Raw genomic sequence first — 23,690 nt, forward strand, 5'->3', positions numbered from 1 at the left:
GAACGACCGCAAGGAACCTCGCACCATGAGCGATGCCCCCGCCCCCTTCGAACTGCTCCCGGGGGCACCGGACTCCCCCGTCCTGCTCCATGTACCGCACTCCTCCCGGGCCGTGCCGGCGGACGTGCGGGCCGGGATCGTCCTCGGCGACGCCGAACTGGAGCGCGAGCTCGACCACATCACCGACGCCCACACCGACGCCATCGCCGCCGTCGCCGCGGCGTCGGCGGGCACCACTCCCTGGCGGTTCGTCAACCGGCTCTCGCGGCTGGTGGTCGACCCGGAGCGGTTCCCCGACGAACGCGAGGAGATGCTCGCGGTCGGCATGGGCGCGGTGTACACGCGCACCACGCACCGGGCCGAGCTGCGGCCGGCCGGATTCGACCCGGCACCCCTCGTCGACCGGTACTTCGCCCCGTACGCGCAGGCCATGACCCGGGCCGTTGAGGCGCGCCTCGCGGCGACGGGCCACGCGGTGATCGTGGACGTGCACTCGTACCCGACGGCGGCGCTCCCCTACGAGCTGCACGGCGACGGCCCCCGGCCGCCCGTCTGCCTCGGCACGGACGCCTTCCACACCCCGCCCACCCTGTCGGCCGCGGCACGGCGGGCCTTCGCCGGATTCGGCGGGGTGGGCACGGACAGCCCCTTCGCCGGAACGTACGTGCCCCTTGCGCACTACGGCCGGGACATCCGGGTCAGCGCCCTGATGGTGGAGATCCGCCGCGATCTGTACATGAGCGAGCCCGGCGGTCCGGCCGGCCCCGGCGCCCGGGCGCTCGGCGTCGCGCTCGCCGCCCTCGTCGACGCCGTGACCGACGAGATGCTCCGTCCGGGTCCCGCCGCGTAAAATCGGTTACGTGAGCGCAGCCAGGTACGAGCTGGTGTTCTCCGACGCGGTGGGCGCGGCCCGCGACGTCGTGGTCGTCGAGCGCACCGCCGCCACGGGACCGGGCGGACACCCGGTGTACACCGATCCGTCCGGCATCATCCGGGCGGAGATCAGCGACCGCGACGAGGTGCGCGTCCTCGCCTCCGGGGGCCACCAGGAACCCGCGCAGGCCGTGGTCGCCCGCCCGCTGCGGGAGACGCGGCAGGACGGGGCTCCGGGCGGCGGGGGCCGGAGCGACGGGCCCCGGGACGTCGCCTAAGCTTCGCGGATGACCACCATCGACCCCTCATCCGAGCAGTCCGGCCCCCGGTACGTGCGCGTCACCATCGAGCTCGTGGCCGAGATCACCGACGAGCAGGCGCTGAAGACCGCCGCGCTGGCCGAGGTCCGGGACGACGAGTACCTGGACGACGCCGAGCGTGCCCAGTCCGTCGAGGCGATCGAGCTGGACCCGTCCGGTTCCCTCGCCCACTTCATCGACCCGATCGCCCTCCTCGGCGACATCCCCGGCGTGGAGCTGACCTCCGCCACCTGGGAGTCCGCCCACACCGAGTACGACCCGGACGACGAGACCTGGGAGGAGCACCCGGTCGACTGACGGACCGGGTCCCACGGCCCGGTCGACCGACCGGGCCCCGGCCGCGCGGCCCGGCCCCCGCACGGGACCGGGCCCACCGTGGTCCCCGGGCCGCCGGCGGGGTTCCGGTGTCTTTCCCGGGCCCGCGGCCGCGCCGAACTCGACCGGAGCACCGCCCGGCTGGTAGGAGATCCCTGCACGTACGACTTGCGAGGGGGCACCATGAAGCCGCTGGAGGCGGGGGATCCGGAATCGGTCGGCGACGGCAGATACCGGCTGGTCGGACGGCTCGGCCAGGGAGGCATGGGCGTCGTCTACCTCGGCCGTTCCCGCTCCGGCCGGGCCGTGGCCGTCAAGGTCGTCCGGCCCGATCTGAGCACCGACCCCGAGTTCGTACGCCGCTTCGCCCGCGAGGTCGCGGCGGCGCGCCAGGTCGGCGGCTTCCACACGGCCCCCGTGGTCGACGCGGACCCCGACGGGCACCCGGCCTGGCTGGTCACCGCGTACGTGCCCGGTCCGACCCTGCGGGCGGTGCTCGACCAGGTGGGCGCGCTGCCCGCGGACAGCCTGACCGTGCTGGCCGCCGGGCTCGCGGAGGCCCTGGAGGCGATCCACCGGGCCGGGGTGATCCACCGGGACCTCAAGCCGGCCAACATCATCGTGGCCGAGGACGGGCCGCGCGTCATCGACTTCGGCATCGCGCGGGCCCTGGACGGCACGGCCGCGCTGACCCGGACCGGCCTCCAGGTCGGTACGCCGGGCTATCTCGCCCCCGAGCAGCTCACCGGCGGCACGATCACACCGGCCGTGGACATGTTCGCCCTGGGCATCGTGCTGTGCCAGGCGGCGGGCGGCGCACCCTTCGGCGAGGGCACCTCGGCGGCCTGGCTCTACCGGGTCGTCCACGAGGAGCCCGAACTCTCCGCCGTCCCCGAGCCGCTGCGGGAGGCGGTCGCGGCCTGCCTGGCCAAGGACCCGGCGCGGCGGCCCACCCCGGCGGCCTTCCTGGACCGGCTGACCGTCCGCCACCGCGAGGACGGCGGTTGGCTTCCCGACGAGGCCACGGCGCTGCTGTCGACGGTTCCGCAGCACCCGGAGACCGCCGTCGTACCCGAGGAGCGGGAAGCGGCCGGTGCCGTACGGGACGACACGCGGCGGCCCGACGGGACGGACGGGACGGACGGGACGGACGGGACGGACGGGACGGGCCGTGCGGACCGGACCGCACCGGCGGCGCCGCCGACCGCGCGGAACGCAGAGCCGGGGCCCGTGGCCGGAGCCGAGGACGGGACCGGAGGCGGGCCCGTGGCCGGAGCCGAGGCCGGAGCCGGGGCCGGAGCCGGGAGCGAGCCGCCGACCGCCGCCGCGCCGCCCCCTGGACCCGCCCCGGTCCAGCCCCCGCCCCCGCCCACGGCCGTGCCCACGACGGCCGGACCCGCCACGCCGGTGCCCACGACGGCCGGACCCGCGACGTCCGTGCCGGAGGACGTGCCGGGACGGCGTGCGGAACGGCCTGCGGGCCGGCGCGGGCGGCGGGTGACCGTGGCCGCGGCACTGGTGGTGTGCGCGGCCGTCGCCGCGGGCCTGCTGGTCTGGCAGCCGTGGAAGGGCACCGAGGGCGGCGCCGAGCCCGGTGGCGGCACCTCCTCCCCCGCCGTCGCCTCGCCCGCCGCGTTCCCCGACACGACGCTGCTGGTCCGCCAGGACACCGCGCCCGGCTGGCCCTCCGACTGCCACGGGGTCATCGCGGTCCGTCCGGCGGGCACGGACCGGCCGCGGCGGCTCGTGCCGGACGGGACCTGCGACTACCTGCCGCAATGGGCGCCGGACCGGGCCTCGTTCGCGTTCACGCGCGTGACGCCGGAGGAGACGGCGGTGTGGACCGCGAAGGCCGACGGTTCCGGCGCGCGGCGGATCGCCGCCATCTCCGGCGGACGGGTGTCCTGGTCGCCGGACGGCACCCGGCTCGCCGTGCTGCGGGTGGAGGACGGCGTGCAGCAGCTGTTCGAGGTGCGGGTGTCGGACGGCTCCGCCCGGCAGCTCACGGACGGGCCCGGGCGGGTCGAGGATCCCGCGTGGTCCCCGGACGGCACGCGGATCGCCGTCAGTCTGGAGGCGGGGAAGGGCAACTGGCAGGTGCACACCGTGGATCCGTCGGCTCCGGACCGGGCGCCGCGCCAGGTGACCCGGCTGCCGCACCCGGCGCTCGACGCCGTGTGGTCGCCCGACGGCCGCACCTTCGCCTACACCGCCGGTTCCTACCAGGGCCCGAACAAGGGTGACATCCGACTGGTGGGCACCGACGGGACCGGGGACCGGCCGCTGGTGGTGACGGCGGAGCACGAGATGGACCCGGCGTGGTCGGCGGACGGCGGCTGGCTGGCCTTCGTCCGCGGCCCGTACCAGAAGCCGGTCATCTGGGCGGTGCGCGCGGACGGCACGGGCGAGCGCCGGCTCACCACGGGCGACGTCCCGGAGGGGCATCCCGCCTGGCGGTGACGGGCAGGGTCCGTGAGGCCGCGCGAGCGGGCGGGGCGCTGCCGGAAGCGGCGGTACGGCCCCGCTGCGGGCCGTACCGCCGCTTCGCCCGTCGCCGGAGCCGGGCGGCTCAGCGCGCGGGGCAGGACGCGGCTCAGCTCGTGAGGGAGAACGCGTCGCCGTAGACGCTCCAGTACAGCGGCGTGTTCAGGCCGAGGTTGCCCTCGTTCAGGAAGCGGCGCTGGGCCGTGCTCACGCGGGTGGTGTCGCTGTGCGCCTCCTCCTTGCGCATCTCCTCCTCACGCGCGTCGAGGAAGGCGTGGAGGTACGTCCGCTCGTCGCCGCCGCGCGACGGCGGGAGGGCCCGGGACTGGGCCACGGCGCGGATGCTGCGGAAGCCGGACTCGCCGTGCATCACGGCGGCGTCGTAGTAGGCGAACTGGCCGAGCGTGCGCAGGCCGTCCGTCTTCGCCTGCGAGACGGCGGGGTTGAAGTAGACCCGGTCCCGCTCCTCCTCCTGGGTCTGCTGGAAGACCGTGTCCTGGGCGGCCCGGCGCCAGGCGTCGGGGAAGCCGGGGTCCAGGCCCTCGTGGGAGTCGGTTCCGTCGACCCGGCGCAGGGCGGGCAGGTAGGGCGCGAGCGGGTTGCCGGGCTTCTTGGCGGTGTACCGCTCGACCAGTTCGAGCATGTCGCCCGTACCGGAACAGAAGCCGATGATGCCGGCGGTGTAGCCGCGCCCGTCGTCGATGTCCTCGATGTAGGCGAACTGGGCCCGCCAGTCGAGGGAGGAGTTCTCGAAGGTGGAGACCAGCTTCATCGCGATCTCCTTCTTGACCGGGTCGTCGAGGCCCGTGCCGGTGGACGGCGGGGTGGTGGAGCCGGTGCCGTACGCCTCGACCTCCCACAGCGAGTAGCCGTACGGCGTGCCGCGCTGGGTGCCGAAGACGCGCAGGTAGCGGCCGGTGCCGTTGACCGTGAGGTCGTCGGTGCCGCCGTCGCCCGCCGTGGTGGAGTGGATCGGACGCCAGGTCGAGCCGTCGTCGGAGAGCTCGACGCGGTACGCCTTGGCATAGGCGGCCTCCCACGTCAGGACGACCCGTTTGACGGCGGTGCCCGCGCCGAGGTCGATCCTGATCCACTGGTTGTCGACGCCTTCGGCGCTCGCCCAGCGGGTGGAGGCGGAGCCGTCGACGGCCTTGGTGCCGGTGAGGGTGCTGTTCTCCGTGGAGGAGGTCGTGACGGGGCGGCCCTGGGCGAGGTTGCCGGCCGCGGCGGTGGCGGTCGCGGAGACGACCGCCGCGGGGAGCAGCGTCCCGGCGGTCGCGGCGGCGGCGACGAGCGCGGCGGTGCGGCGGCGCCGGCGCGCGGTGAGGGTGGCGGGCATGTCACTCCACTTCTCGAAGAGACTAATAGGAAAGCTTCCTAACTTTCTCTCCGGCTGACAGTAGGGGGCGCTCCGGAGCGGCGCAAGGGCGCGGCCGGACGGGGAAGTTGACGGGACGTCGGATACCGCGGCCGGCAGGGAGCCGCCGCAACGCCCCGGAACCGCCTTGACCTGGGGACGGGACAGAGCACGTCGCATACGTGCCCGGCCCCGGGCCGGGTGCACACGCGCGGCGCCCCGAGTCGGGCGCGCACGCGCAGCCGTCCCGAGTCGGGTGCACACGCGCGGCCGCCCCGGGCCGAAGTGGTCCCGGGGCGGCCGAGGGGCGGTCAGGCGCGCTGCCAGAGCGCCGGGACGTTCGGCGGTTCCCAGCCGGCCTGGGCCTGGTGGCCCTGGAGGCAGCGGTAGCTCGCGCCGCCGTACGTGACGACGTCACCGGCCTTGTACACCGTGCCGGCCTTCCAGGTGCCGCCCGGCTCCGGCTCGCCCGGACCGGGGCCGGGGCCCGGGTCGGAACCGGTGGTGCGCAGCGTCAGCCCGTAGTTCTGGAGGATCGGGTTGAGCGGCTGGAAGAAGGTCGTGCCGCCGCTGGAGCAGTTGCCGGAGCCGCCCGAGGTGACGCCCTGCGCCTGGCTGCCGGAGATGTAGGAGCCACCGGAGTCGCCCGGCTCGGCGCACACCGTCGTACGGGTCACGCCCGAGATGGTGCCCTCGGGGTAGGTGACGCTGGTGTTGTGCTGCTGGATGGTTCCGCAGTGCCATCCCGTGGTGGAGCCGGAGCGGCACACGGAGGCGCCCACGGGCTGCAGGACCGAGCCCGTCACCTGGACGTTCGCGCCGCCGGCGCCCTTGACGTACGGCGTGGCGGTCCAGTTGGTGTTGGTGGCCACCCAGGCCATGTCGTTGCCGGGGAAGACGGAGGCCTGGAAGCTGCCCTGGGCGGCCTGGTTGTAGCCGCTGGTGGCCGTGCCGGCGCGGCCGCAGTGACCGGCGGTCGCGAAGCCCTGGGTGGTGCCGCGGGTGATCGCGAAGCCGACCGAACACCGGCCGCCGCCGCCCATGTAGTAGGCGTCGCCGCCCCGGATGTCGTAGAGCGGGCGGGGCGCCTCGGTGGTGGGGACGACGCGCACCAGCTCGCGGGGCACGCCCGTGGCGGCGAGCAGCCGGGCCCCGGCGCCCGGGCGGGCCTCCTCGACGACGATCCGGTTGGCACGGACGTCGACGTAGCGGACGGGGGTGTCGGCTCCGGCGGTGCGGTCGAGGGTGTTCCGGGCCTGCTCCAGGGCGGTCAGACCGTGCGTCACGACCACGGCGCGGGCGCCGGTGGCCCGTATCGCCGCCGTGTCGGCGGCCCGGGTGGTGGCCACGGTGAGCGTGGCGGCCTCGGGCCCGTCGACCCAGGCGCCGGCGAACGCGCCGCCGAGCGCCTGGCGGAGGCGCGCGGCCGTCGCGCCGGCCTCGGCCTCGTGGGCGAGGCGGCTGAGCGCCTGGGGACGGGTCAGGCCCAGGTCCCGCTCCATGGCCCGGAGCAGCTCGGGCGGGGCGGCGTCCGTCCGGAGGGTCGCGGCGGCGGACGCGGGCGGGGCCGGCTGGGGTGCCGCGGTGGCGGAACCGGCCTGAAGGCCGGCCAGTGCCAGCCCGGCGGCGACCAGCGCGGTCCAGGCCGCGCGGGCGGGTCGTCGGAGCATGGGAGGTCTCCTCGGTGTGGTGGGGGAACTGACGGCACCGTAGGAACGGGGGCGTGTCCGGGGGGAGTTGTCAGTCGGCCCTCTGCCTCGCGTTATGGGCGGTGCGGTGTGCGGCCCGGCCGAGGTCTCCGACCCGGTGGGGGCGACCAGGCCCGTGCCGCACCGACCGACGGAGGCCGCGGGGGCAGCGGCGGCCGGCCCGGCGCCGCCACGAGCACCGCGCGCCGCCGTGGATCGCGCACCCGAGGGGTGTCTCCGTCCGCGCACCCGAGGGGCCCCTCTCCTTCCGCGCACCCGAGGGGCCCTCTCCGCCCGAGGAGCCGTCCCGCTCCTCCTCCGCCCGGGGGGCCGCCCGCGTCCTCCTCGCCCGAGGAGCCGTCCGGTCCTCCTCCGCCCGGGGGGCCGCCCCCGCTCCGCGTCCTCCTCGCCCGGGGAGCCGCCCCCGCAGTGGTCCCCCCGCCGGGGCGGCCAGGGCCCGTCACGGGCCGGCGGAGGGTGCCGGGGCGTGGGCCGCGCTGCGGGACAGGGCCTCGGCGTGGGCGGCGCGGGCGTGGCCGAGGACGGCGGAAGCGCGGTTCGCCGCGCGGCCCTCCGGGTGCCAGCCGAGGAGGTGGCGCCAGATCAGCGGGGCGCCGGCCAGCGGGCGGGTGACCAGGCCCGGCGTCGCGGGGAAGGTGGCCCGGCACAGGCCGACCGCCCGGCCCACCTGGACCAGGTGGACGCACGAGGCGGTGTCCGTCTCGTACACGCAGGCGGGGGTGAACCCGGCGCGCACGCACGCGGCGGCGAAGCAGTCGCCGAAGCAGCCGTCGCCGGGGACGTCGGTCCACGCCTCCGTGGCGAGTTCGGCGAGTGCGATCTCGGTCCGGGAGGCGAGCGGATGGGAGGCGGCGAGCATCACGTACACCGGGTCGCGGGCGACCTCGGTCCAGGCGAGCCGTCCGGCTTCGGGCGGGCTGCTCTCGCCGCAGACCCCGACCAGCGCGAAGTCCAGCCGGCCGGCGACGACCCCGCCGGCGATCTCCCGCTCGGACCAGGAGGTGTACGTGGTGACGGGCGCGCCCTCGCCGGTGCGGGCGAGCCGGTCGACGAGGCCGCCGAGCAGTGGTCCGTGGGTGCCGCCGAGGCGGTGCCCCCTCGCGCCCTCGCGGGCGAAGCGCACGGCCTCCTCCTGGAGCTCGCAGACGGCGGGGAGCACGACCCGGGCGCGGTCGAGGACGAGGTCGCCGAGCGGGGTGGCCCGCACTCCGTCCCGGCCGCGCTCGAACAGCGTTCCGCCCAGGGCCCGTTCGATGCGTTTGAGCTGGGCGCTGAGGGCGGGCTGGGCCAGGCCGAGGGCGGTGGCGGCCCGGGTGAGGCTGCCGGCGTCGGCGATGGCCCGGATCGTCTTCAGGTGCCGCAACTCCAAGTCCATGCCGAGAGCTTGCCGCCCTGGACCGCGAAGGTCCAGACCAACGACGGGGCCGGAGACCGCCGGGGCGCGGGCGGGTCCGTTGCGGCCGGCTCCGGGGGACGGCCAGGATGACCCGCATGCGGAACATCGTGATCGTCGACGCCCCGTCCAACCTCGGGCTGCGGCCGCCGGCCCCCGGCACCGTGCCCGGCTGCCACAAACTGGCGGGGGCGCTCCGCGAGAACGGGATCGTGCGGAGACTGGGGACGTCCGAGGGCGGGGTCGTGGTACCGCCCCGCTACGACCTGGGCGACTGGCGGGAGGGCGACGGGGTCTTCCACGCGGCGGCCCTCGCCCGGTACACCGTCCGGCTCGCCGACCGCGTCGAACGCCACGTGGCCGCCGGGGACTTCGCGCTCGTCCTCGGCGGCGACTGTTCGGTGCAGCTGGGCGCCGCCCTCGCGCTGCGCCGGCTCGGCCGGTACGGCCTGGCCTCCGTCGACGCGTCCCCGGACTTCCGCCATCCGGGCAACTCGGACCGGGTCGGCGCGGCCGCGGGCGAGGAGCTCGCCCTGGCGACCGGCCGCGGCCAGGCCGACCTGACCGATCTGGAGGGACGGCGCCCCTACCTGCGGGACGAGGACGTCCGGCTCCTCGGCACGCGCGACGCCTTCCTTGACGACCCCGAGCTCGTGGAGCTGCGGGCGCTGAAGGTGCCCGTCGCCACGGTGTCCGAGCTGCGGGAGTGGGGCCCCGCCGACCTGGGGGCCGCGACCGCCCTCAGTCTGGAGACACCGGCCCTGGACGGCTTCTGGGTGCACCTGGACGCGGACGTCCTGGATCCGACGGTGATGCCGGCCGTGGACAGCCCCGACCCGGACGGCCTGCTGCCGGACGAACTCCTCGCCCTGCTGCGGCCGCTGGTGCGCTCCCCGCGCTGCGTCGGGCTCGACGTCACGATCTACGACCCGGATCTCGACCCCGACGGCACCGCCGGCGCGCTCCTCACCGATCTCGTCGTGGCGTCCTTCGGGGAGAGCTGAGCCTCCTCCGGTCCGCTCACTACCTCGGCTTCGTCGGCATGGCCGCCCTCATCGGCTGTCGGCGTCTCGGCCGAGTACCCAGGTGACCTGTGCAGGGACCGAAGGCAGCCCCCAGGGCTCCACTGCGCCCGTGACCAGGTCGGCGAGGAACTGGACCGCACCGCCGCTGTAGTGCCACCATCCACCGCTGCGGGAGGCGACGGTGACCGTCCATTCCCCGGGTCCGGCCGGACTGGTCGACCACAGGAAGAAGTCGCCCTGAAGAGAGGTCGCCCAGGGGAGCACACCCCCTGGTGCGGGATACGGGCGCAGCGGGACGACGAGCTCCGCGTCCTCGCACCACTCGGCGACGATGTCCAGATCGTCCCGCACTCCTTGCACCCACGCCTGCTCCTGACCGGGAACCGGCGCGGCAACCCGGAGAAAGTCGCCCAGGTCGAACGTCGGGTAGAGGGTGCACAGCAGTGTGAAGTCCGCAGGGAGGGCCAGTCCCAGCTCCGCCTCCACCAGACCCCAGTCCACGCCGGCCGAAGCAGGCAGCCGATGCGCAGCAAGCCCGGGTACGGCCCGCTCCAGACATGCGACCGCATCAGCAGCTCCGGTCAGTCGGAAGGGCGGTGCCTGAGTCCCGATGAGGTCGTCCACCCGCTCAGATTCTCAGACCGGTCGCGTATGACGCTCAGGGCCTCGGGAGCGGAAGGGGGCAAGCCGTCGGGGACGTGGGCGCCGTGCGGCGGGACGGGGTGACCGGGGCGCCGGTCCGCGTGCGGGTTCCGGCGCCCTTGGCGTGCTGGTCAGCGCGTCTCGCGGAACTCCACGTGGGCGCCGGCGACGGGGTCGTACTTGCGCAGGACCAGACGGTCGGGGTCGTTCCGGCGGTTCTTGCGGGTCACGTAGGTGACACCGGTGCCCGCCGTGGACCGGAGGGTGATCACGGGGCGGTGGGTGGTGCGTGGCATGGTGCTCCTTCCGGCTGCGCCCGCCGTCGGGTCGGTCGACCGTTCGGTTGATTCGGGCATGTCAGCCTCGTCGGGTGCAACACCGGTCCCGGCCGGCGCATTCCCTTCCCGGCGGCGCCCCTCCAGGCCCCCTCCCCCGCAGCGCCCGTGCAGGTCCCGGCCGGTGCCCGAGGGCCTGGACGCGGGCCTCTACGGTGGCGGGATGAACGACGCCCTGCCTTCCGACGTGGCGGCCGCCCTCGATCTCCTGCTGGACCCGGACGACCCCGTGCACGCCGAACTGCGCCGCCAGGTCCCGCACCTGAGGACGGCCGGGCGGTGCTCCTGCGGCTGCGGCACCACCGACTTCTCCATCGACACGGCGACCGTCCCCGCCGCCCCGACGGCCCCGGTACGGGGTCGGTGGCATCGCGGATCTTCCAGGCGGAGGACGGGACGCTCCTGGGTGACCTCGTCCTCTTCGCCCGGCGCGGTCATCTGTCCTGGCTGGAGGTCTGCGACCTCACCGACGTGGACGGCGAGCTCAAGCCGTCCCTCGGTCTCGCCCTGCGCTGCCTCGGCCGCCCGGCGCCCCGGACCTGCTGACCTCCATCAGCCGGTAGGGTGCCGGGCGGGCGACGGGATCGTCGCGTCGTGCACGGGGAGAAGACAATTGATCAGTGGTCAGCAGCCGGGCCGAGCCGGTGCCTCCGCGGTGTTCCAGCCGCTCGCCGCCGACGATCCGAGGACGGTCGCCGGTTACCGGCTGGCCGCCCGCCTCGGAGCCGGCGGCATGGGAAAGGTGTACCTGTCGTACACGCCCGGCGGCCGTCCGGTCGCGGTCAAGGTGATCCGGCCCGAGTTCGGCGAGGACGCCGAGTTCCGGCGCCGGTTCGCCCAGGAGGTCCGCTCGGCGCAGCGCGTGCAGGGCCTGTACACCGCGCCCGTCATCGACGCCGACGCCGAGGGCGCGCAGCCGTGGCTGGCCACCGCCTACGTGCCGGGCCCCTCGCTCGCCGACGCCGTCGTGACGCACGGGGCGCTGCCGGTGGAGACGGTGCTGCTGCTGGTCGCCGGGATGGCCGAGGCCCTGCACGTCATCCACGGGGCGGGGCTCGTGCACCGGGACCTCAAGCCGTCGAACGTGCTGCTCGCCGCGGACGGCCCCCGGGTGATCGACTTCGGGATCGCGCACGCCGCCGACGCCACCTCGCTCACGGGCAGCGGCGTCACCATCGGCACGCCTTCCTTCATGGCGCCCGAGCAGGCGGCGGGGCGGCGGGTGACGCCGGCCACGGACATCTTCGCGCTCGGTCAGGTCGCGGTGTACGCGGCGACGGGCCTGCCGGCCTTCGGCGAGGGCACCTCGCACGGCGTGCTGTACCGGATCGTGCACGAGGAGCCGGACCTCAGCGGCGTCCCGGAGCGGCTCACGGAGCTGGTCTCCCGCTGTCTGACGAAGGACCCCGAGGCACGGCCGTCCGTCCCCGAGGTCATCCGGCTCTGCCAGGCGGCCAACGCGGCGACGGTGCTGCGGCGGCCCGAGGACTGGCTGCCCGGGGCGGTCTCCGCCGACATCACGGCACGGGCGGCGACGCCCGCCCCGGCGCAGACACCGCCGCCGCCCGCGACGGCCCCCTCGGTGGGCCACACCCCGACCGCGCCCGCCTCGGCCCCGCCGTCCCCCGCCACCCCTCCCCCGACGGCTCCGTCGCACCCTGCGCCCGTCCCGCCGGGGGCTCCGCACGCGCCGCACGCGCCGCACGCGTACGGGCACGGCCAGGCGCCCACCCACCCGCAGGGCCTCCACGGCCACCCCCCGGCTCCCGGCCACGCCTACGCGCCGACGCAGGGGCCGGTCCCGGCAGCCGGCTCGCCCGCCGGTCCGGCGCACCCGAATCCGTACGGGGCTTCGGGGCCGTTCCCCGGGACGGCGTTCCCGGCGGCCGCGCCCGGCCGGGGAGCGCCGTCCGCCGGCTCGGGCAAGCGGACGCTGCTCGCCGTACTCGCCGCCGCGCTGGTCTTCGGCCTGGGCGGCGCCGGCACCGCGTACGTCCTGCTCAAGGACAAGGAGCAGCAGACCACGGCGGGCGCCGACGGCGATCCGGGCGGGCAGAAGGACTCGGGCGGATCGTCGGCCGGTGCGTCGGGAGGCTCGGCCGGGGCGACGGCGGCCGGGAAGCCGTCCGCCCGGACCGGGCCGAAGCCCGCCGTGTTCCAGGACATCGACCTGACGGCCGGCTACCACCTGACGCTGGGCGACGAGGTCGTACGGCCCCAGGACGGCGAGGACGGCGGTTACGAGCTCTCCTATGACACCGGCGGGTACCTGGACGCGGAGACCACCGGCGGCAACCTGGTGCTCCTGGACCCCGGGCAGGAGGGCTCGCTCGCCACCTGCCGTGCCGAGACCCGCTTCACCAAGGAGGTCTACGTGAACAAGCTGTCCAAAGGCCGGCAGGTGTGCGTGACCACGGGGTCGGGCCACATGGGTCTCGTCACCGTCAAGGGCTTCTCGCCGGAGGGCTCGCCGAGCACGTACATGACGCTGGACCTGACGGTCTGGCGCAACGGGGCGGCCTGACCACCCGCACTCCCCCACACTCCCCCGCCTCCCCCGACGTTCCCCGACCTTCCCCGGATTCCTCCGAGCTTCCCTCAACTTCCCTTTCGACCCCGTCATCCGCGTACACTAGGGAGCGACAGCGGAAACAAGAGCGGGGACGAGGAAGTGATGGGGCGGTTCCACACGGTCGAGCAGGTCGCGGATCTGCTCGGCCTGCACGTCAAGACGGTCCGCGGCTACGTCCGCGACGGGCGGCTGCCGGCCACGCGGGTCGGGCGGCAGTACCGGATCCGCCAGGAGGACCTGGACGCCTTCACGGGCTCGCCCGGCCCGACACCGGCGGCGTCCGCCTCCGAGGGCGCCCCGGCCGCCCCCGCTCCCCCGGCGCCGCACGCGGACGTGTCGAGCATCGTGCAGGTCGACGGGGTGGACCGGCGGACGGCCGACCGGCTGGCGAACGCCGTCATGGCCACCGCGCTGGGGCGGCACGGACGCGCGGGCGGCGCGGACGCGGACCGGTGCCGGCTGCGGGTCGAGACCGTCTTCGACGAGGAGCGCGCGTCCCTCAAGTTCGTCGTCCTCGGCGACCTCGCCACCACCGCCGGTCTGCTCAAGGTGATCGACGCACTGATCGGAGACGCACGGTGAACACACTGCGGGACATCCACGGCACGTCCGTCCTGGTCTGCCCGCCGGACGGGCCCGCGCTGCTCGGCGAGCGGGACGCGACCGACCTAATCGGCGAGGGCTCGTACAGCGGGGCGGCCTGGGTGGCGGTGCCGGTCGAGCGGTTCACCGAGGACTTCTTCCGGCTGAGCACGCGGGTGGCCGGGGACATCGTGCAGAAGTTCGCCCAGTACCGGATGGGACTCGTCGTCCTGGGCGACATCTCCGCCCACCTGGAGGGGAGTTCCGCGCTGCGGGACTTCGTCCGCGAGTGCAACAGGGGCGGGCAGATCTGGTTCGTCCCGGATGCCGAGGCCCTCGCGGCACGGTTCACTCCGGCGGACTGAAGGCGGGTCCCCGGAGTTCCGTCGCGCCAAGCCGCACGGCGCCGGGGCAGAGCAGGGCCACGCCGACGGAGTCGGCCGTGACGGCTTGCTCCTCCGGGTCGCGTCCCGTTCGCACGACCGGCCGTCGAGGGAGTCCCGGCGGCGGCCGTCGCGGGACCTAAGCACGTTCAGGCACACCCGGGAGACGTCGGCGGCGAGCCGGCCGCCCGGGTTCTCCACGCCGTCGACTCTCCCGCGCTCAACGCCCCATGGGAACACGGGCTCTCGTCCCTCGGGGACGGGTCATCCCTCAGGGACGGGTCATCCCTCAGGGACGGGTCATCCCTCGGGGACGGGTGTTCCCTGGTGGTAGTAGAGGCGCCAGCCGGTCTCGCCCTCGCCCTTGCGCCAGATCGAACTGCGGCGCGCCCTGCGGCCGTCGAAGAGGGTCTCGAACGTCAGGTGGACGAGGCCGGGGGCGAGGAGCACGCCGCGCATGCCGGACACCTCGAAGCGCGGACCGTCCGCCGCGCCGCCGTCGAGCCCGGGGAGGGCGGCGAGCATCTCCTCGTACGTCCAGTGCCGTCCCGAGGCGCCGACCTCGGTGAACTCGGGGTCGTGGAGGCGGCGGGCCTCGGCCGCGTCGGTCCGGACCGCGGGGTCGAGCAGGCGCAGTTCGCCCTCGATGGCGGCGGCGACCGCGGCGCTCTCACTGCTGTCGATCATGGGCGCATCCTCTCGCGGCCGGCGATCCGGAGCAAGGAATTCGGTACCGACGGGTAGGCGGACGGCCGGTCTTGCTATACCTTCCGTCCAACAGCTTGCTAGACAACGTGTCTAACAAGCGTCCGTTCCCGCCCCGAGGTCATCGAGGAGCCGCACCATGGAAAGCAGCACCGTCCGGCCGGCGGACCAGGCCCTGCAGCCCGAGCGCGACGCGGCCCGCCGGCTGCTCGAATCCTCCGCCAAGCTCTCCTACGACCCCGCCACCGAGGTGGACTGGGAGACCCCGCTCGACGAGGACTTCCACGGGATGAGCCCCGAGTGGAGCACCCTCTACGGCACCCGCTACTGGCAGGAGCTGACCGAGGCCCAGCGCAAGGAGCTGACCCGGCAGGAGTCGGCGTCGGTGGCCAGCACCGGCATCTGGTTCGAGATGATCCTGCAGCAGATGGTGCTCCGGGACATGTACGCCAAGGACCCGACCGACCCGCGCTTCCAGTGGGCCCTGACCGAGATCGCCGACGAGTGCCGGCACTCGATCATGTTCGGCCGCGGCGCGGCCAAGCTCGGCGCCCCCGCCTACCGCCCGCCGCGGTTCGTCCTCGAACTGGGGCGCGCCTTCAAGACGCTGGCCGTCGGCGAGGCCGCGTACGCCTCCATCCTCGTCGCCGAGGAGGTCCTCGACGTCATGCAGCGCGACTGGATGCGTGACGAGCGGGTCGTCCCCTTCGTGCGGACCATCAACAACATCCATGTCGTCGAGGAGTCGCGGCACATGAAGTTCGCGCGCGAGGAGACCCGCGCCCGGCTGCGCAAGGCGGGCCCGCTGCGCCGCCACCTCCAGGCGCTGGTGGTCTCCATCGCCTCGTACTTCATCGTCACCAGCATGGTCAACCGCGAGGTGTACGCGAACGCCGGGCTCGACGTGGAGCGGGCGCTCGCCGAGGCCAAGGCCAACGAGCACCACAAGGCCCTGATGCGGTCGAGCTGTTCGGGCCTGATGGAGTTCCTGGCCTCGGCCCGGCTGCTCACCCGCCCCGCCGTCGCCGTCTACCGGCGCGCCCACCTCATCTGAGCCGCAGACCCCGCCCGAACCGCCCGCCCCGGAGCCCCGCGAGCTGACGACGACATGACCTACGCCATCACCCAGACCTGCTGCAACGACGCCACCTGTGTGGCCGTCTGCCCGGTCAACTGCATCCACCCGACGCCCGACGAGCCGGACTTCGGCCGCACCGAGATGCTGTACATCGACCCCCGGGCCTGCATCGACTGCGGCGCCTGCGCCGACGCCTGCCCGGTCGACGCGATCTTCCCGGCGGACTCGCTCGCCGCCGGGCAGGAGGAGTACGCCGCGGTCAACGCCGCCTTCTACGAGCAGCGGGCGCCGCGCCCCGCGCCCGAGGGCGGGCCCGTCTTCCACGCCTGGGGCGCACCCTCCTTCCCGCGCACCCTGCCCGCCGACTTCGCACCGCTGCGGGTCGCCGTCGTCGGCACCGGCCCCGCCGGCATGTACGCGGCCGAGGACCTGCTGCTGCACACCAACGCCGAGGTGACCCTGGTCGACCGGCTGCCGGTGGCCGGCGGCCTCGTGCGGTACGGGGTGGCGCCGGACCACCCCGCGACGAAGCGGATCGGCGACACCTTCGCCCGCTTCCACACGCACCCGCGGGTACGGATGTACCTCGGCGTCGACGTCGGCACGGACGTCACGGCGGAGGAACTGGCCGCGCACCACCACGCCGTCGTGTACGCGGTCGGGGCAGCGGCCGACCGGCGCCTCGGCATCCCGGGCGAGGACCTGCCGGGAAGCGTCTCGGCCACCCGGTTCGTCGCCTGGTACAACGCCCACCCCGAGGTCGCGCCCGACGCGATCGACCTGTCGGGCACCGAACGGGTCGTGGTGGTCGGCAGCGGCAACGTCGCCCTGGACGTCGCCCGCATCCTGGTCGCCGACCCCGAGGCGCTGGCGGCGACGGACATCGCGGACCACGCGCTCGCCGCGCTGCGGGCCTCCGCCGTGCGCGAGGTGGTGCTGCTCGCGCGGCGGGGCCCCGAGGACGTCTCCTGCACCGCGCCCGAACTCCTCGCCCTCGGGCGGCTGCCGGGCGTGCGCCTGGTCGTCGACGACCACGACCCCCGGATCCGGGCGGCCGTGGCCGACGCGGCGCCGCACGAGAAGGCGGCGCTCCTGCGGGACGCGGTGTACGAGCGCGTGGACTGGTCCGCGCCCGTGCCGCGGGGGCCGGAGCGGCGGATCGTCTTCCGGTTCCACTCCGCGCCCGAGGAGGTCCTCGGCGGCGCGGTGCGCGTGACGGGCGGCGCCGGTCCGGTCGGGATCCCGGCGGGAGTGGTGCTGCGGGCGGTCGGCTACCGCGGGCTGCCGGTCGCGGGGCTGCCGTTCGACGAGGAGACCGGGACGGTGCCGCACCGCGGCGGGCGGGTCGAGGGACGGCCCGGCAGCTATGTCGTCGGCTGGATCAAACGCGGCCCCTCGGGCGGCATCGGAGCCAACCGCACCTGCGCCGCCGAGACCGTCGGCACGCTCCTGGCGGACGCCGTCGACGGCGCCCTGCCGGCGCCCACGGGCACCGCGCGCGCCTTCGACCGGCTCGCCCGCGGTCGCGCCCGGCACGTGGTCGACGCGCGGGGCCTCGCGGCCATCGAGCGGGCGGAACGGGCCAGGGGCGAGGAGGCGGGCCGGCCCCGGGTGAAGCTGGGGACGGTGCCGGAACTGGTCGCCGCCGCCCGCGCACGCCGGCGGCTGCTGCGCTGAGCCGGAGGGTAGGGGGGTGCGGGGCCCGTCCCCGTGCCCCGTCCACCGCCTCCTCTCGCTCGTACCCGCGGCGTGGCATCCGAGAAGGACCGGGAGGTCCCGATATGAGTGCCAAGCATGAGCGAGCAAGCACACGAGAAGTCACGCGAGGGATCAGCCGTGGTGGTGGGCGTCGACGGTTCCGAGCACAGTCTGCGGGCCCTGGAATGGGCCCTGCGCGCGGCGCGGAGCCTGCGGGCGCCGCTCACCGTCGCCCATGTGCGCTCCGAGGCGCTCCAGCTCGGCAGCGCCCGGATCGACTCCCTGGGCCCGGCGCCCGACCTGCCCGACACCGTCCTGGTCGCCGTCGCCGCGCAGGCCGGCCCGCCGGCCGAGGGTCTGGACGTGCGCTACGCCTCGCTCGACGGCTCCGTGGCGGACGCGCTGGCCGAGGCGGCCCGCGACGCGCGACTGCTCGTGGTCGGCTCGCGGGGGCGGGGCGGCTTCGCCAGCCTGCTGCTCGGCTCGACCGGTCGCACCCTGGCCGGTTCGGCGCCCTGCCCGGTGGTCGTCGTGCCGCACGAGGCGCGGTCCGCGTCCCTGGAGAGCGGGGCCGGGGCGGGCCGGGTGCTGCTCGGTCTGCACCCCGAGGAGACCTCGGACGAGGTGGTCGACTTCGCCTTCCGGGCCGCGCGGCTGCGCGGGGTGCCCCTGGAGGTGGTGACCGCCTATCCGGTGCCGCCCTCGCCCGCCCTGCTGATCGGCGCGCCCGCACCGGCCCTCCAGGTCCCGCCCCCGCTGCCGGACGAGACGCCGGAGCTGGTCGAGGCGACGACCCGCCGCCAGGAGGAGCGGCTTCGTCCCTTCGCCGGTCGGTTCCCGGAGGTGGAGGTGGTCCCGGTCGTCACGCCCGCCGACGCGGCCGGCCGGCTGGTGGAGGACTCCCGGGACGCCGGCCTCCTGGTCGTGGGCCGGCACCGCCGGCACCGGGTCGAGACCCTGCTGGTCGGATCGGTCGCGCACGCGGTGCTGCACCACGCGGCCTGCCCGGTCGCCGTGGTGCCGCCGGGCCGGACGTCCTGAGCACCGTGGGCGGACCGGGAGCGGGGCCCGGCGGTGCGCCGTCGTACGAGCCGGGACCGCGCCCGAGCACGAGCGGGCGGAAATGCTCCCGCTTCACCTCTTCGGGTGATGGCGGATGTGGAGAAACGTGTCTTCCTCCCGACCGACCGCGAACCTCGATGCACGGGGACCGATCCAGTGGAGCGTGTCCATGCATCTGATCCGACGCGGCGATCCGCACCTTGCCGTCCGGTCGAGCGAGGGCCTGACCACGGTCGAGCTGTACGGCGAGCTCGACCTGGTGCTGGTGCAGCGCGTCCGGCCCGAAATCGACGTGCTGGCCCGCGAGGCGGCCGCACTCGCCGTCGACCTGCGCCACGTCACGTTCTGCGACGCGTCGGGGCTCGGGCTCCTGGTGCGCTGCGCGCAGCGCGTGCGGGAGCGGGGCGCGGCCTGGCGCCTGGTGTGCGACCAGCCGATGATCCTGCGCCTGGTGCGGCTCGCCGGGCTCGACGACGTCCTGCGGCCGTCGCCGCCCGTCCCGCCGCCGGGGGGCGGTGGGACGGGTGCTCCGCGTGCGGGCCTGCCGGGACGGCTGCCGGTGTGACCGGCGGGGCCGTGCCGGGCCGCCCCCGCGCGGGCCGGGCGGCCTCAGGCGGGAAGCAGCTCCCCCGCGCCCCCGTGCTCGCGCGTCTCGCCCGGGAAGCCGGCGGACGGGAGCGTGGAGGGCAGCGGGGCGGAGAGCCCGGTCTGCGGACGCAGGCCGGGCAGCCGCAGCTCGATGATGCCGCGCACGGCCGACCACTCCTCGTCGAGGATGGAGTAGAACGCGGTGTCGCGGACCACTCCGTCCATGCCGCGCGAGTGGGCCCGGCGGACGCCTTCGCAGGTGGCGCCGAGCCGTTCGATCGCGACCCGGGAGCGCGTGTTGCGGGCATCGGCGCGCAGCGAGATCCGGCGCACGCCCCAGGTCTCGAAGGCGTGCCGCAGCATGAGGTACTTGGCCTCGGTGTTGACGCCGGTGCCGCGCGCCTCCGCCGAGATCCAGGTGTTCCCGATCTCGGCCGCGTCGGGCACGGCGCTGAGCGGGTCCCCGTGCGGCACGCCGGTGGTCGGCGGCCACACCAGGGGCCCGCGCCAGTAGTCGAGTTCCAGGAAGCGGGTGGACCCGAGGACCCGGTCGGTCAGCGGGTTCACCAGGGCGAAGGGCAGCGCCTTGCCCGCCGCCTGTTCGGCGAGGGCACGGGCGATGTAGTCGCAGGAGGCGTCAAGGCCGTGGGGCACGGCGGTGTAGGCGTAGGACGCACGATCCAGTGCGCCCGCCCAGGCGATGCCCTCGGCGTGGCGCATGGCCAGCGGCTCCAGGCGCACGGTGCGCCCGGCAAGGACTACGGGTACTGGCACGGAACCTCGGGTCTTTCACGGGCAGGGGTCATCGCACGCCGGATCGCGGCGGGATGAAGGGGTGAGGTTCGCGCCCGATGCCGACCACTTCGCCGAAGGGCAGGCGACTGAAACGGTTCGTCACCGGTGCGAGGAGGAACAGTATGCAGCCCCGAGCGCTCGGAGAACAGAACCCCACACGAACCCGCGCACACAGCTGGGTGAATGTCCGGTTCACCCCGATCCCGCGTTCGACCGGACGAGGTCCCGCCGACGCCCTAGGAAGCGGCGTCCGCGCAGGTGGGATGCCCCCAGCCGTCCGCGTTCTTCATGATCGTCTCGCCCTTGCCGTACGACTGTCCACAGCGGCACCTGCCGGGGAAGCGGGCCTTGAGGGTGGGCCCGGAGGAACCCGATCCCGCGCGCTTCGGCCGGGCGCCGCCGGCGGAGGCCCTGGAGGTGCGCCTGGCCGCCGGGCGGACGGAGCCGGGCTCGGGCGGCGGCAGCGGTGAGCCGGCGGCGGACCCGGCGGGCTCCTGGGTGCGGGCGCTGTGGCTGGCGGCCCGGTCGGCGGCGTCGTTGAGCGGGTCGCCGTCGACCTGGTGGGCGGGCGTGTAGACGAACTCCACGCGACGGTCGGCGAGCAGTTCGTCGATCGCCACCACCAGTTCCTTGTTGGCGACGGGGGTGCCCGCGGAGGTCTTCCAGCCCTTGCGGCGCCAGCCCGGGAGCCAGGTGGTGACCGCCTTCATCGCGTACTGCGAGTCCATCCGCACCTCGGCGGGGACGGCGGGGTCCAGGCGCTCCAGGAGCCTGAGGAGCGCGGTGAGTTCGGCCACGTTGTTGGTCGCGGTGCCGAGCGGCCCGGCCTCCCAGTGGGCGACCTCGCCGCCCTCGGTCCCGATGACCCACGCCCAGGCCGCGGGCCCGGGGTTCCCCTTGGAGGCGCCGTCACACGCCGCGATGATCTTCTCTGTCATCCCTCGATCCTGACATGCCCCGGAACCGGCCGGGGACCACCGTCCGGGGAGCCCAGCCGTGCCACCTCGGCGAGGAGGGCGTCGCGGCCGATGGCCTCGGTACGGGTGGCGGGCACGGTGCAGGCGAAGGCGCCGGCCACCGTGCCGTGCAGGGCGCACGTGACCGGGTCCGCTCCGGCGAGCCAGGCGTACAGGAAACCCGCGGCGAAGGCGTCGCCGGCGCCGTTGCTGTCGACGACGGGGCCGGGCGGGGTGACGGCGGGGACGTGGTGCAGGTCCTCGTCCGGGCCGGTGAGCAGGAGGGCGCCGGCGGCGCCCGCGGTGCCGACGACGACGGAGGCGCGGCCGCGGACGGCGATCTCCCGCAGGGTGCGTTCGGGGTCGTCGAGGGCCGTGGTGGAGAGGAACACGATGTCGGCGGCGAAGGCGAAGGACTGGTGGTAGGCGGCGCTGCCGTCCCAGTCGTGCAGGTCGGTCGAGATCGTCACGCCCGCCTCGCGCAGCAGCGGGAGGGTGTGGGCGCAGGGCTGGGTGAGGGAGACGTGGGCGTGCCGGCTGCGGGCGGCGAGCGCCTTGACGGTGTGCGGGGGCAGCCGGTCGTCGTCGTGGCCGCGGGTGGCGTCGTAGAGGGAGAGCCGGCGCCCGTCGGGGCCGACGAGGTTGACGGCCCGCTTGGTGCCGGCGGGCTGCCGCACCTCGGTGAGCGGGATGCCCTGGTCGCGGTGGAGGGCGCGTACGAGGTCGCCCTCGGGGTCGGCGCCGACGAGGTCGAGGTGATGGGTGCGCAGCCCCAGGCGGTGCAGCCCGAGCGCGACGAAGTCCCCGGTCTGCCCGGCCCGCGTCTCGATGCCGGGCCGGATCATGTGGCTGTCGGCGTAGGGCAGGGGCAGTTCCGGCACGTACACGATGGTGTCGACCCCGGCGCCGCCGAGGACGAGGACGTCGATGTCGGGCCCGGGCCCGGGGCCGCTGTCAGGGGAGCTGCTCATACGGGCAGTCAACAGCGGCCGCCCCACTCCCTGCAAGGGCTTCCATGAACTTGCAGCAAGCGGCTCGGGGCGCCCCCGGGCTCAGGAGGCCGGGTGGCTGGCGACGACCTTGCCGTTCTGGTCGGCGGCCAGGTAGCCGGCGGCGCTGTACGCGTTGATGAGGTAGAAGCGCACGGTGGGACGGTCCCGGTTGAAGGTCCAGCGTTCGGCGATGACGTAACGCATCGTCGGCTTGTCGACCTTGAGCTCGCGTGCGCCCCGCTCCATCAGTCCCGGCAGGGTGTCCCAGGGCAGGGCCGCGGCGTCGAAGGGCTGCTCGTCCGGGTCGTCGCCGATGGTGCCGCCGGGGCCGGTGTTGCGTGCGACGCCGTTGCGGTACTCGTACCGGTCGTAGGTCTTCGCGCCGGGCCCGGTCGGGATGGAGGCGAGGGCGTACTCCTCGTACACGGTGAGTTCCACCATGGCCGTACGGCCGCCGGCGGCCTCGCCGAAGGCCCTGATCACGCTCCGGACATGAGCCGGGGTCAGCAGATCGCCGCGGGCCGCCTCGGTCCCGCTCCCGGCCCCGCTGCCGGTCCCGGCCGAGCCGTCGCCGGTGGAGCCGCCCGGTGCGCGGCTCGGCGTCGAGGAGGCCGGGCTTCGCTGGGCGCCGGTCTCCTTCTCCGTACCGCCGCCGTCGCCGGGCAGCAGGTTCACGACGCCGACCACGGCCACCGCCGCGAGCGCCACCGCCGCGGCCACCGGCCCGGCCCGCCGGGCGGACCGGCCCCGGCGGGCGACGGTGGCACCCGGCGGGACGGTGGCACCCGGCGGGACGGCCTGCGGCTGCGCCTGCCAGGCGAGCGGGGTGGCGGGGGTCGCGTAGGCGGGGTGGGCGTACGGAGCGCCGAAGCCGGCCTGGGGCGGGGACGGCACGGCCCCGACGGCGCCGGAGGTCTGCGCCTCGGCCTCGGCGAGCAGCCGGTCGAGCAGCGCCCCGTCCGGCCGCGCGGCCGGGTCGCGGACCAGGACGCGCGCGAGGACGGGTGCCAGTGGCCCCGACCGCACCGGCGCGGGGATGGGGTCGTCGAGGACGGCCACCACCGTCGCCAGGCTGGTGGCGCGCCGCAGCGGATGATGGCCCTCGGCCGCCACGTAGAGGAGCATGCCCAGCGACCACAGGTCGGAGGCCGGGTTGCCCTCCTCGCCGCGGACCCGCTCGGGCGCGATGAAGTCGGCCGAGCCGATCAGGTCCCCGGTGGACGTCAGCCGCGTGGCCTCGCTGAAGTCGGCGATGCCGAAGTCCGTGAGGACGGCGCCGCCGTCGGGGCGGAGCAGCACGTTGGCGGGCTTCACGTCCCGGTGCTGGATGCCGGCGGCGTGCGCGGCTCGCAGCGCGGACAGCACCTGGCGGCCGAGGGTGACGACCTCGGCGACCGGCATCGGGCCCCCGGCGATCCGGTCGTGCAGCGAGCGGCCCTCGACGAGTTCCATCACGATCCACGGGTGCGAGCCGTCACCGGGTTCGACGATGTGATGGACGGTCACGACGTGCGGGTGCGACAGCCGGGCCAGCGCCCGGGCCTCGCGGACGGCCCGCTCGCGCAGCTGCGCGGCGAAGCCGGGATCGGCCTCCTCGACCGCCGGGTCGGGCGGCCGTACCTCCTTGAGCGCGACGTCCCGGTCGAGCGCCACGTCCCGCGCCCGCCACACCGTGCCCATGCCGCCGCTGCCCAGCCGGGCGATCAGCCGGAAACGGCCGTCGACCAGGGGTCTGCCACCCTCACTCGTACTCATGGGCGGCATGGTAGGCGCTGCCGGTGACAGCCCCGGCGGACACCCTCCCCCGGCAGCCGCCGGGCGCACCC

General features: G+C 75.3%; 23 protein-coding genes and 1 pseudogene. 13 read left to right on the top strand and 11 right to left on the bottom strand.

The window, feature by feature from the left end; translation table 11 throughout:
• Positions 1–25 precede the first annotated feature (25 nt).
• The 4 genes from ABD954_RS00870 (at position 26) to ABD954_RS00885 (ending at position 3,968) form a co-directional block, all read left to right on the top strand.
• On the top strand, positions 26–850 hold the full coding sequence (locus ABD954_RS00870) for an N-formylglutamate amidohydrolase (protein WP_345483769.1): 825 nt from the start codon (positions 26–28) through the stop codon (positions 848–850).
• 10 nt (positions 851–860) lie between these two features.
• Positions 861–1,151: a DUF6296 family protein gene (locus ABD954_RS00875; protein ID WP_345483770.1), complete on the top strand. Its 291-nt coding sequence runs from the start codon at positions 861–863 to the stop codon at positions 1,149–1,151.
• Positions 1,152–1,160: 9 nt separating this feature from the next.
• Positions 1,161–1,490, top strand: coding sequence for a hypothetical protein (locus ABD954_RS00880; RefSeq protein WP_345483771.1), 330 nt, complete (start codon positions 1,161–1,163; stop codon positions 1,488–1,490).
• A gap of 201 nt (positions 1,491–1,691) precedes the next feature.
• On the top strand, positions 1,692–3,968 hold the full coding sequence (locus tag ABD954_RS00885) for a protein kinase domain-containing protein (protein WP_345483772.1): 2,277 nt from the start codon (positions 1,692–1,694) through the stop codon (positions 3,966–3,968).
• 133 nt (positions 3,969–4,101) lie between these two features.
• Here the strand turns inward: ABD954_RS00885 and ABD954_RS00890 are convergent, their stop codons facing one another.
• The 4 genes and pseudogenes from ABD954_RS00890 to ABD954_RS00905 form a co-directional block, all read right to left on the bottom strand.
• The gene (locus ABD954_RS00890; RefSeq protein ID WP_382746104.1) at positions 4,102–4,854 is read right to left on the bottom strand and encodes a chitosanase; all 753 of its coding nucleotides are present in this window, start codon (positions 4,852–4,854) and stop codon (positions 4,102–4,104) included.
• 48 nt (positions 4,855–4,902) lie between these two features.
• Positions 4,903–5,529 (bottom strand): annotated as a pseudogene (locus tag ABD954_RS00895) (discoidin domain-containing protein); the annotation flags it as partial.
• A gap of 131 nt (positions 5,530–5,660) precedes the next feature.
• Entirely contained in the window at positions 5,661–7,019 is a 1,359-nt protein-coding gene (locus ABD954_RS00900) for a carbohydrate-binding protein (RefSeq protein ID WP_345483773.1), read from the bottom strand.
• A 478-nt stretch (positions 7,020–7,497) separates the two neighbouring features.
• On the bottom strand, positions 7,498–8,433 hold the full coding sequence (locus ABD954_RS00905; RefSeq protein ID WP_345483774.1) for a LysR family transcriptional regulator: 936 nt from the start codon (positions 8,431–8,433) through the stop codon (positions 7,498–7,500).
• A 116-nt stretch (positions 8,434–8,549) separates the two neighbouring features.
• Between ABD954_RS00905 and ABD954_RS00910 the strand changes: the two genes are divergently transcribed.
• Positions 8,550–9,455 (top strand): arginase family protein, encoded by a 906-nt coding sequence (locus ABD954_RS00910; RefSeq protein ID WP_345483775.1) that lies wholly within the window; start codon positions 8,550–8,552, stop codon positions 9,453–9,455.
• Positions 9,456–9,503: 48 nt separating this feature from the next.
• Here ABD954_RS00910 and ABD954_RS00915 read toward each other — a convergent pair whose 3' ends face one another.
• Together ABD954_RS00915 and rpmG are read right to left on the bottom strand one after the other, a co-directional pair.
• Positions 9,504–9,977 carry an SMI1/KNR4 family protein gene (locus ABD954_RS00915; protein WP_345483776.1) on the bottom strand — a complete coding sequence of 158 codons (474 nt, stop codon included), beginning with the start codon at positions 9,975–9,977 and terminating at the stop codon, positions 9,504–9,506.
• A 272-nt stretch (positions 9,978–10,249) separates the two neighbouring features.
• On the bottom strand, positions 10,250–10,414 hold the full coding sequence (gene rpmG / locus ABD954_RS00920; RefSeq protein ID WP_345483777.1) for a 50S ribosomal protein L33: 165 nt from the start codon (positions 10,412–10,414) through the stop codon (positions 10,250–10,252).
• A gap of 402 nt (positions 10,415–10,816) precedes the next feature.
• Here rpmG and ABD954_RS00925 point away from each other — a divergent pair, with 402 nt between their 5' ends.
• The 4 genes from ABD954_RS00925 to ABD954_RS00940 all read left to right on the top strand — a co-directional run bounded on the left by ABD954_RS00925 (position 10,817) and on the right by ABD954_RS00940 (position 13,972).
• Positions 10,817–10,999 (top strand): hypothetical protein, encoded by a 183-nt coding sequence (locus tag ABD954_RS00925; RefSeq protein ID WP_345483778.1) that lies wholly within the window; start codon positions 10,817–10,819, stop codon positions 10,997–10,999.
• Positions 11,000–11,069: 70 nt separating this feature from the next.
• Positions 11,070–12,977: a serine/threonine-protein kinase gene (locus ABD954_RS00930; protein WP_345491864.1), complete on the top strand. Its 1,908-nt coding sequence runs from the start codon at positions 11,070–11,072 to the stop codon at positions 12,975–12,977.
• 150 nt (positions 12,978–13,127) lie between these two features.
• Positions 13,128–13,607 carry a helix-turn-helix domain-containing protein gene (locus ABD954_RS00935; protein ID WP_345483779.1) on the top strand — a complete coding sequence of 160 codons (480 nt, stop codon included), beginning with the start codon at positions 13,128–13,130 and terminating at the stop codon, positions 13,605–13,607.
• Complete coding sequence (locus ABD954_RS00940) at positions 13,604–13,972, top strand: DUF4180 domain-containing protein (protein WP_345483780.1); 369 nt, start codon at positions 13,604–13,606, stop codon at positions 13,970–13,972. The genes ABD954_RS00935 and ABD954_RS00940 overlap by 4 nt, the downstream gene beginning before the upstream one ends.
• Before the next feature lie 318 nt (positions 13,973–14,290).
• Here ABD954_RS00940 and ABD954_RS00945 read toward each other — a convergent pair whose 3' ends face one another.
• Positions 14,291–14,677, bottom strand: coding sequence for a nuclear transport factor 2 family protein (locus tag ABD954_RS00945; protein WP_345483781.1), 387 nt, complete (start codon positions 14,675–14,677; stop codon positions 14,291–14,293).
• A 157-nt stretch (positions 14,678–14,834) separates the two neighbouring features.
• Here ABD954_RS00945 and ABD954_RS00950 point away from each other — a divergent pair, with 157 nt between their 5' ends.
• From ABD954_RS00950 to ABD954_RS00965, 4 genes are all read left to right on the top strand, one after another.
• Positions 14,835–15,749 carry an AurF N-oxygenase family protein gene (locus ABD954_RS00950; RefSeq protein ID WP_345483782.1) on the top strand — a complete coding sequence of 305 codons (915 nt, stop codon included), beginning with the start codon at positions 14,835–14,837 and terminating at the stop codon, positions 15,747–15,749.
• A 54-nt stretch (positions 15,750–15,803) separates the two neighbouring features.
• Positions 15,804–17,450, top strand: a complete 1,647-nt coding sequence (locus ABD954_RS00955; protein WP_345483783.1) for an FAD-dependent oxidoreductase — start codon at positions 15,804–15,806, stop codon at positions 17,448–17,450.
• Positions 17,451–17,567: 117 nt separating this feature from the next.
• Positions 17,568–18,512, top strand: coding sequence for a universal stress protein (locus tag ABD954_RS00960; RefSeq protein ID WP_345483784.1), 945 nt, complete (start codon positions 17,568–17,570; stop codon positions 18,510–18,512).
• Positions 18,513–18,702: 190 nt separating this feature from the next.
• Positions 18,703–19,098 (top strand): STAS domain-containing protein, encoded by a 396-nt coding sequence (locus ABD954_RS00965; protein ID WP_345483785.1) that lies wholly within the window; start codon positions 18,703–18,705, stop codon positions 19,096–19,098.
• A gap of 44 nt (positions 19,099–19,142) precedes the next feature.
• On the opposite strand, the gene ABD954_RS00970 is transcribed toward ABD954_RS00965, so the two are convergent.
• From ABD954_RS00970 to ABD954_RS00985, 4 genes are all read right to left on the bottom strand, one after another.
• Entirely contained in the window at positions 19,143–19,895 is a 753-nt protein-coding gene (locus ABD954_RS00970; RefSeq protein ID WP_345483786.1) for a GNAT family N-acetyltransferase, read from the bottom strand.
• Positions 19,896–20,152: 257 nt separating this feature from the next.
• A complete protein-coding gene (locus tag ABD954_RS00975; protein WP_345483787.1) occupies positions 20,153–20,854 on the bottom strand; it encodes a ribonuclease H family protein in 702 nt (233 codons plus the stop codon).
• On the bottom strand, positions 20,851–21,843 hold the full coding sequence (locus tag ABD954_RS00980) for an adenosine kinase (protein WP_345483788.1): 993 nt from the start codon (positions 21,841–21,843) through the stop codon (positions 20,851–20,853). The genes ABD954_RS00975 and ABD954_RS00980 overlap by 4 nt, the downstream gene beginning before the upstream one ends.
• A gap of 81 nt (positions 21,844–21,924) precedes the next feature.
• Positions 21,925–23,619 (bottom strand): serine/threonine-protein kinase, encoded by a 1,695-nt coding sequence (locus ABD954_RS00985; protein WP_345483789.1) that lies wholly within the window; start codon positions 23,617–23,619, stop codon positions 21,925–21,927.
• Positions 23,620–23,690: the final 71 nt, after the last annotated feature.

It is taken from the genome of Streptomyces roseoviridis, assembly GCF_039535235.1.
Taxonomy (GTDB): Bacteria; Actinomycetota; Actinomycetes; order Streptomycetales; family Streptomycetaceae; genus Streptomyces; species Streptomyces roseoviridis.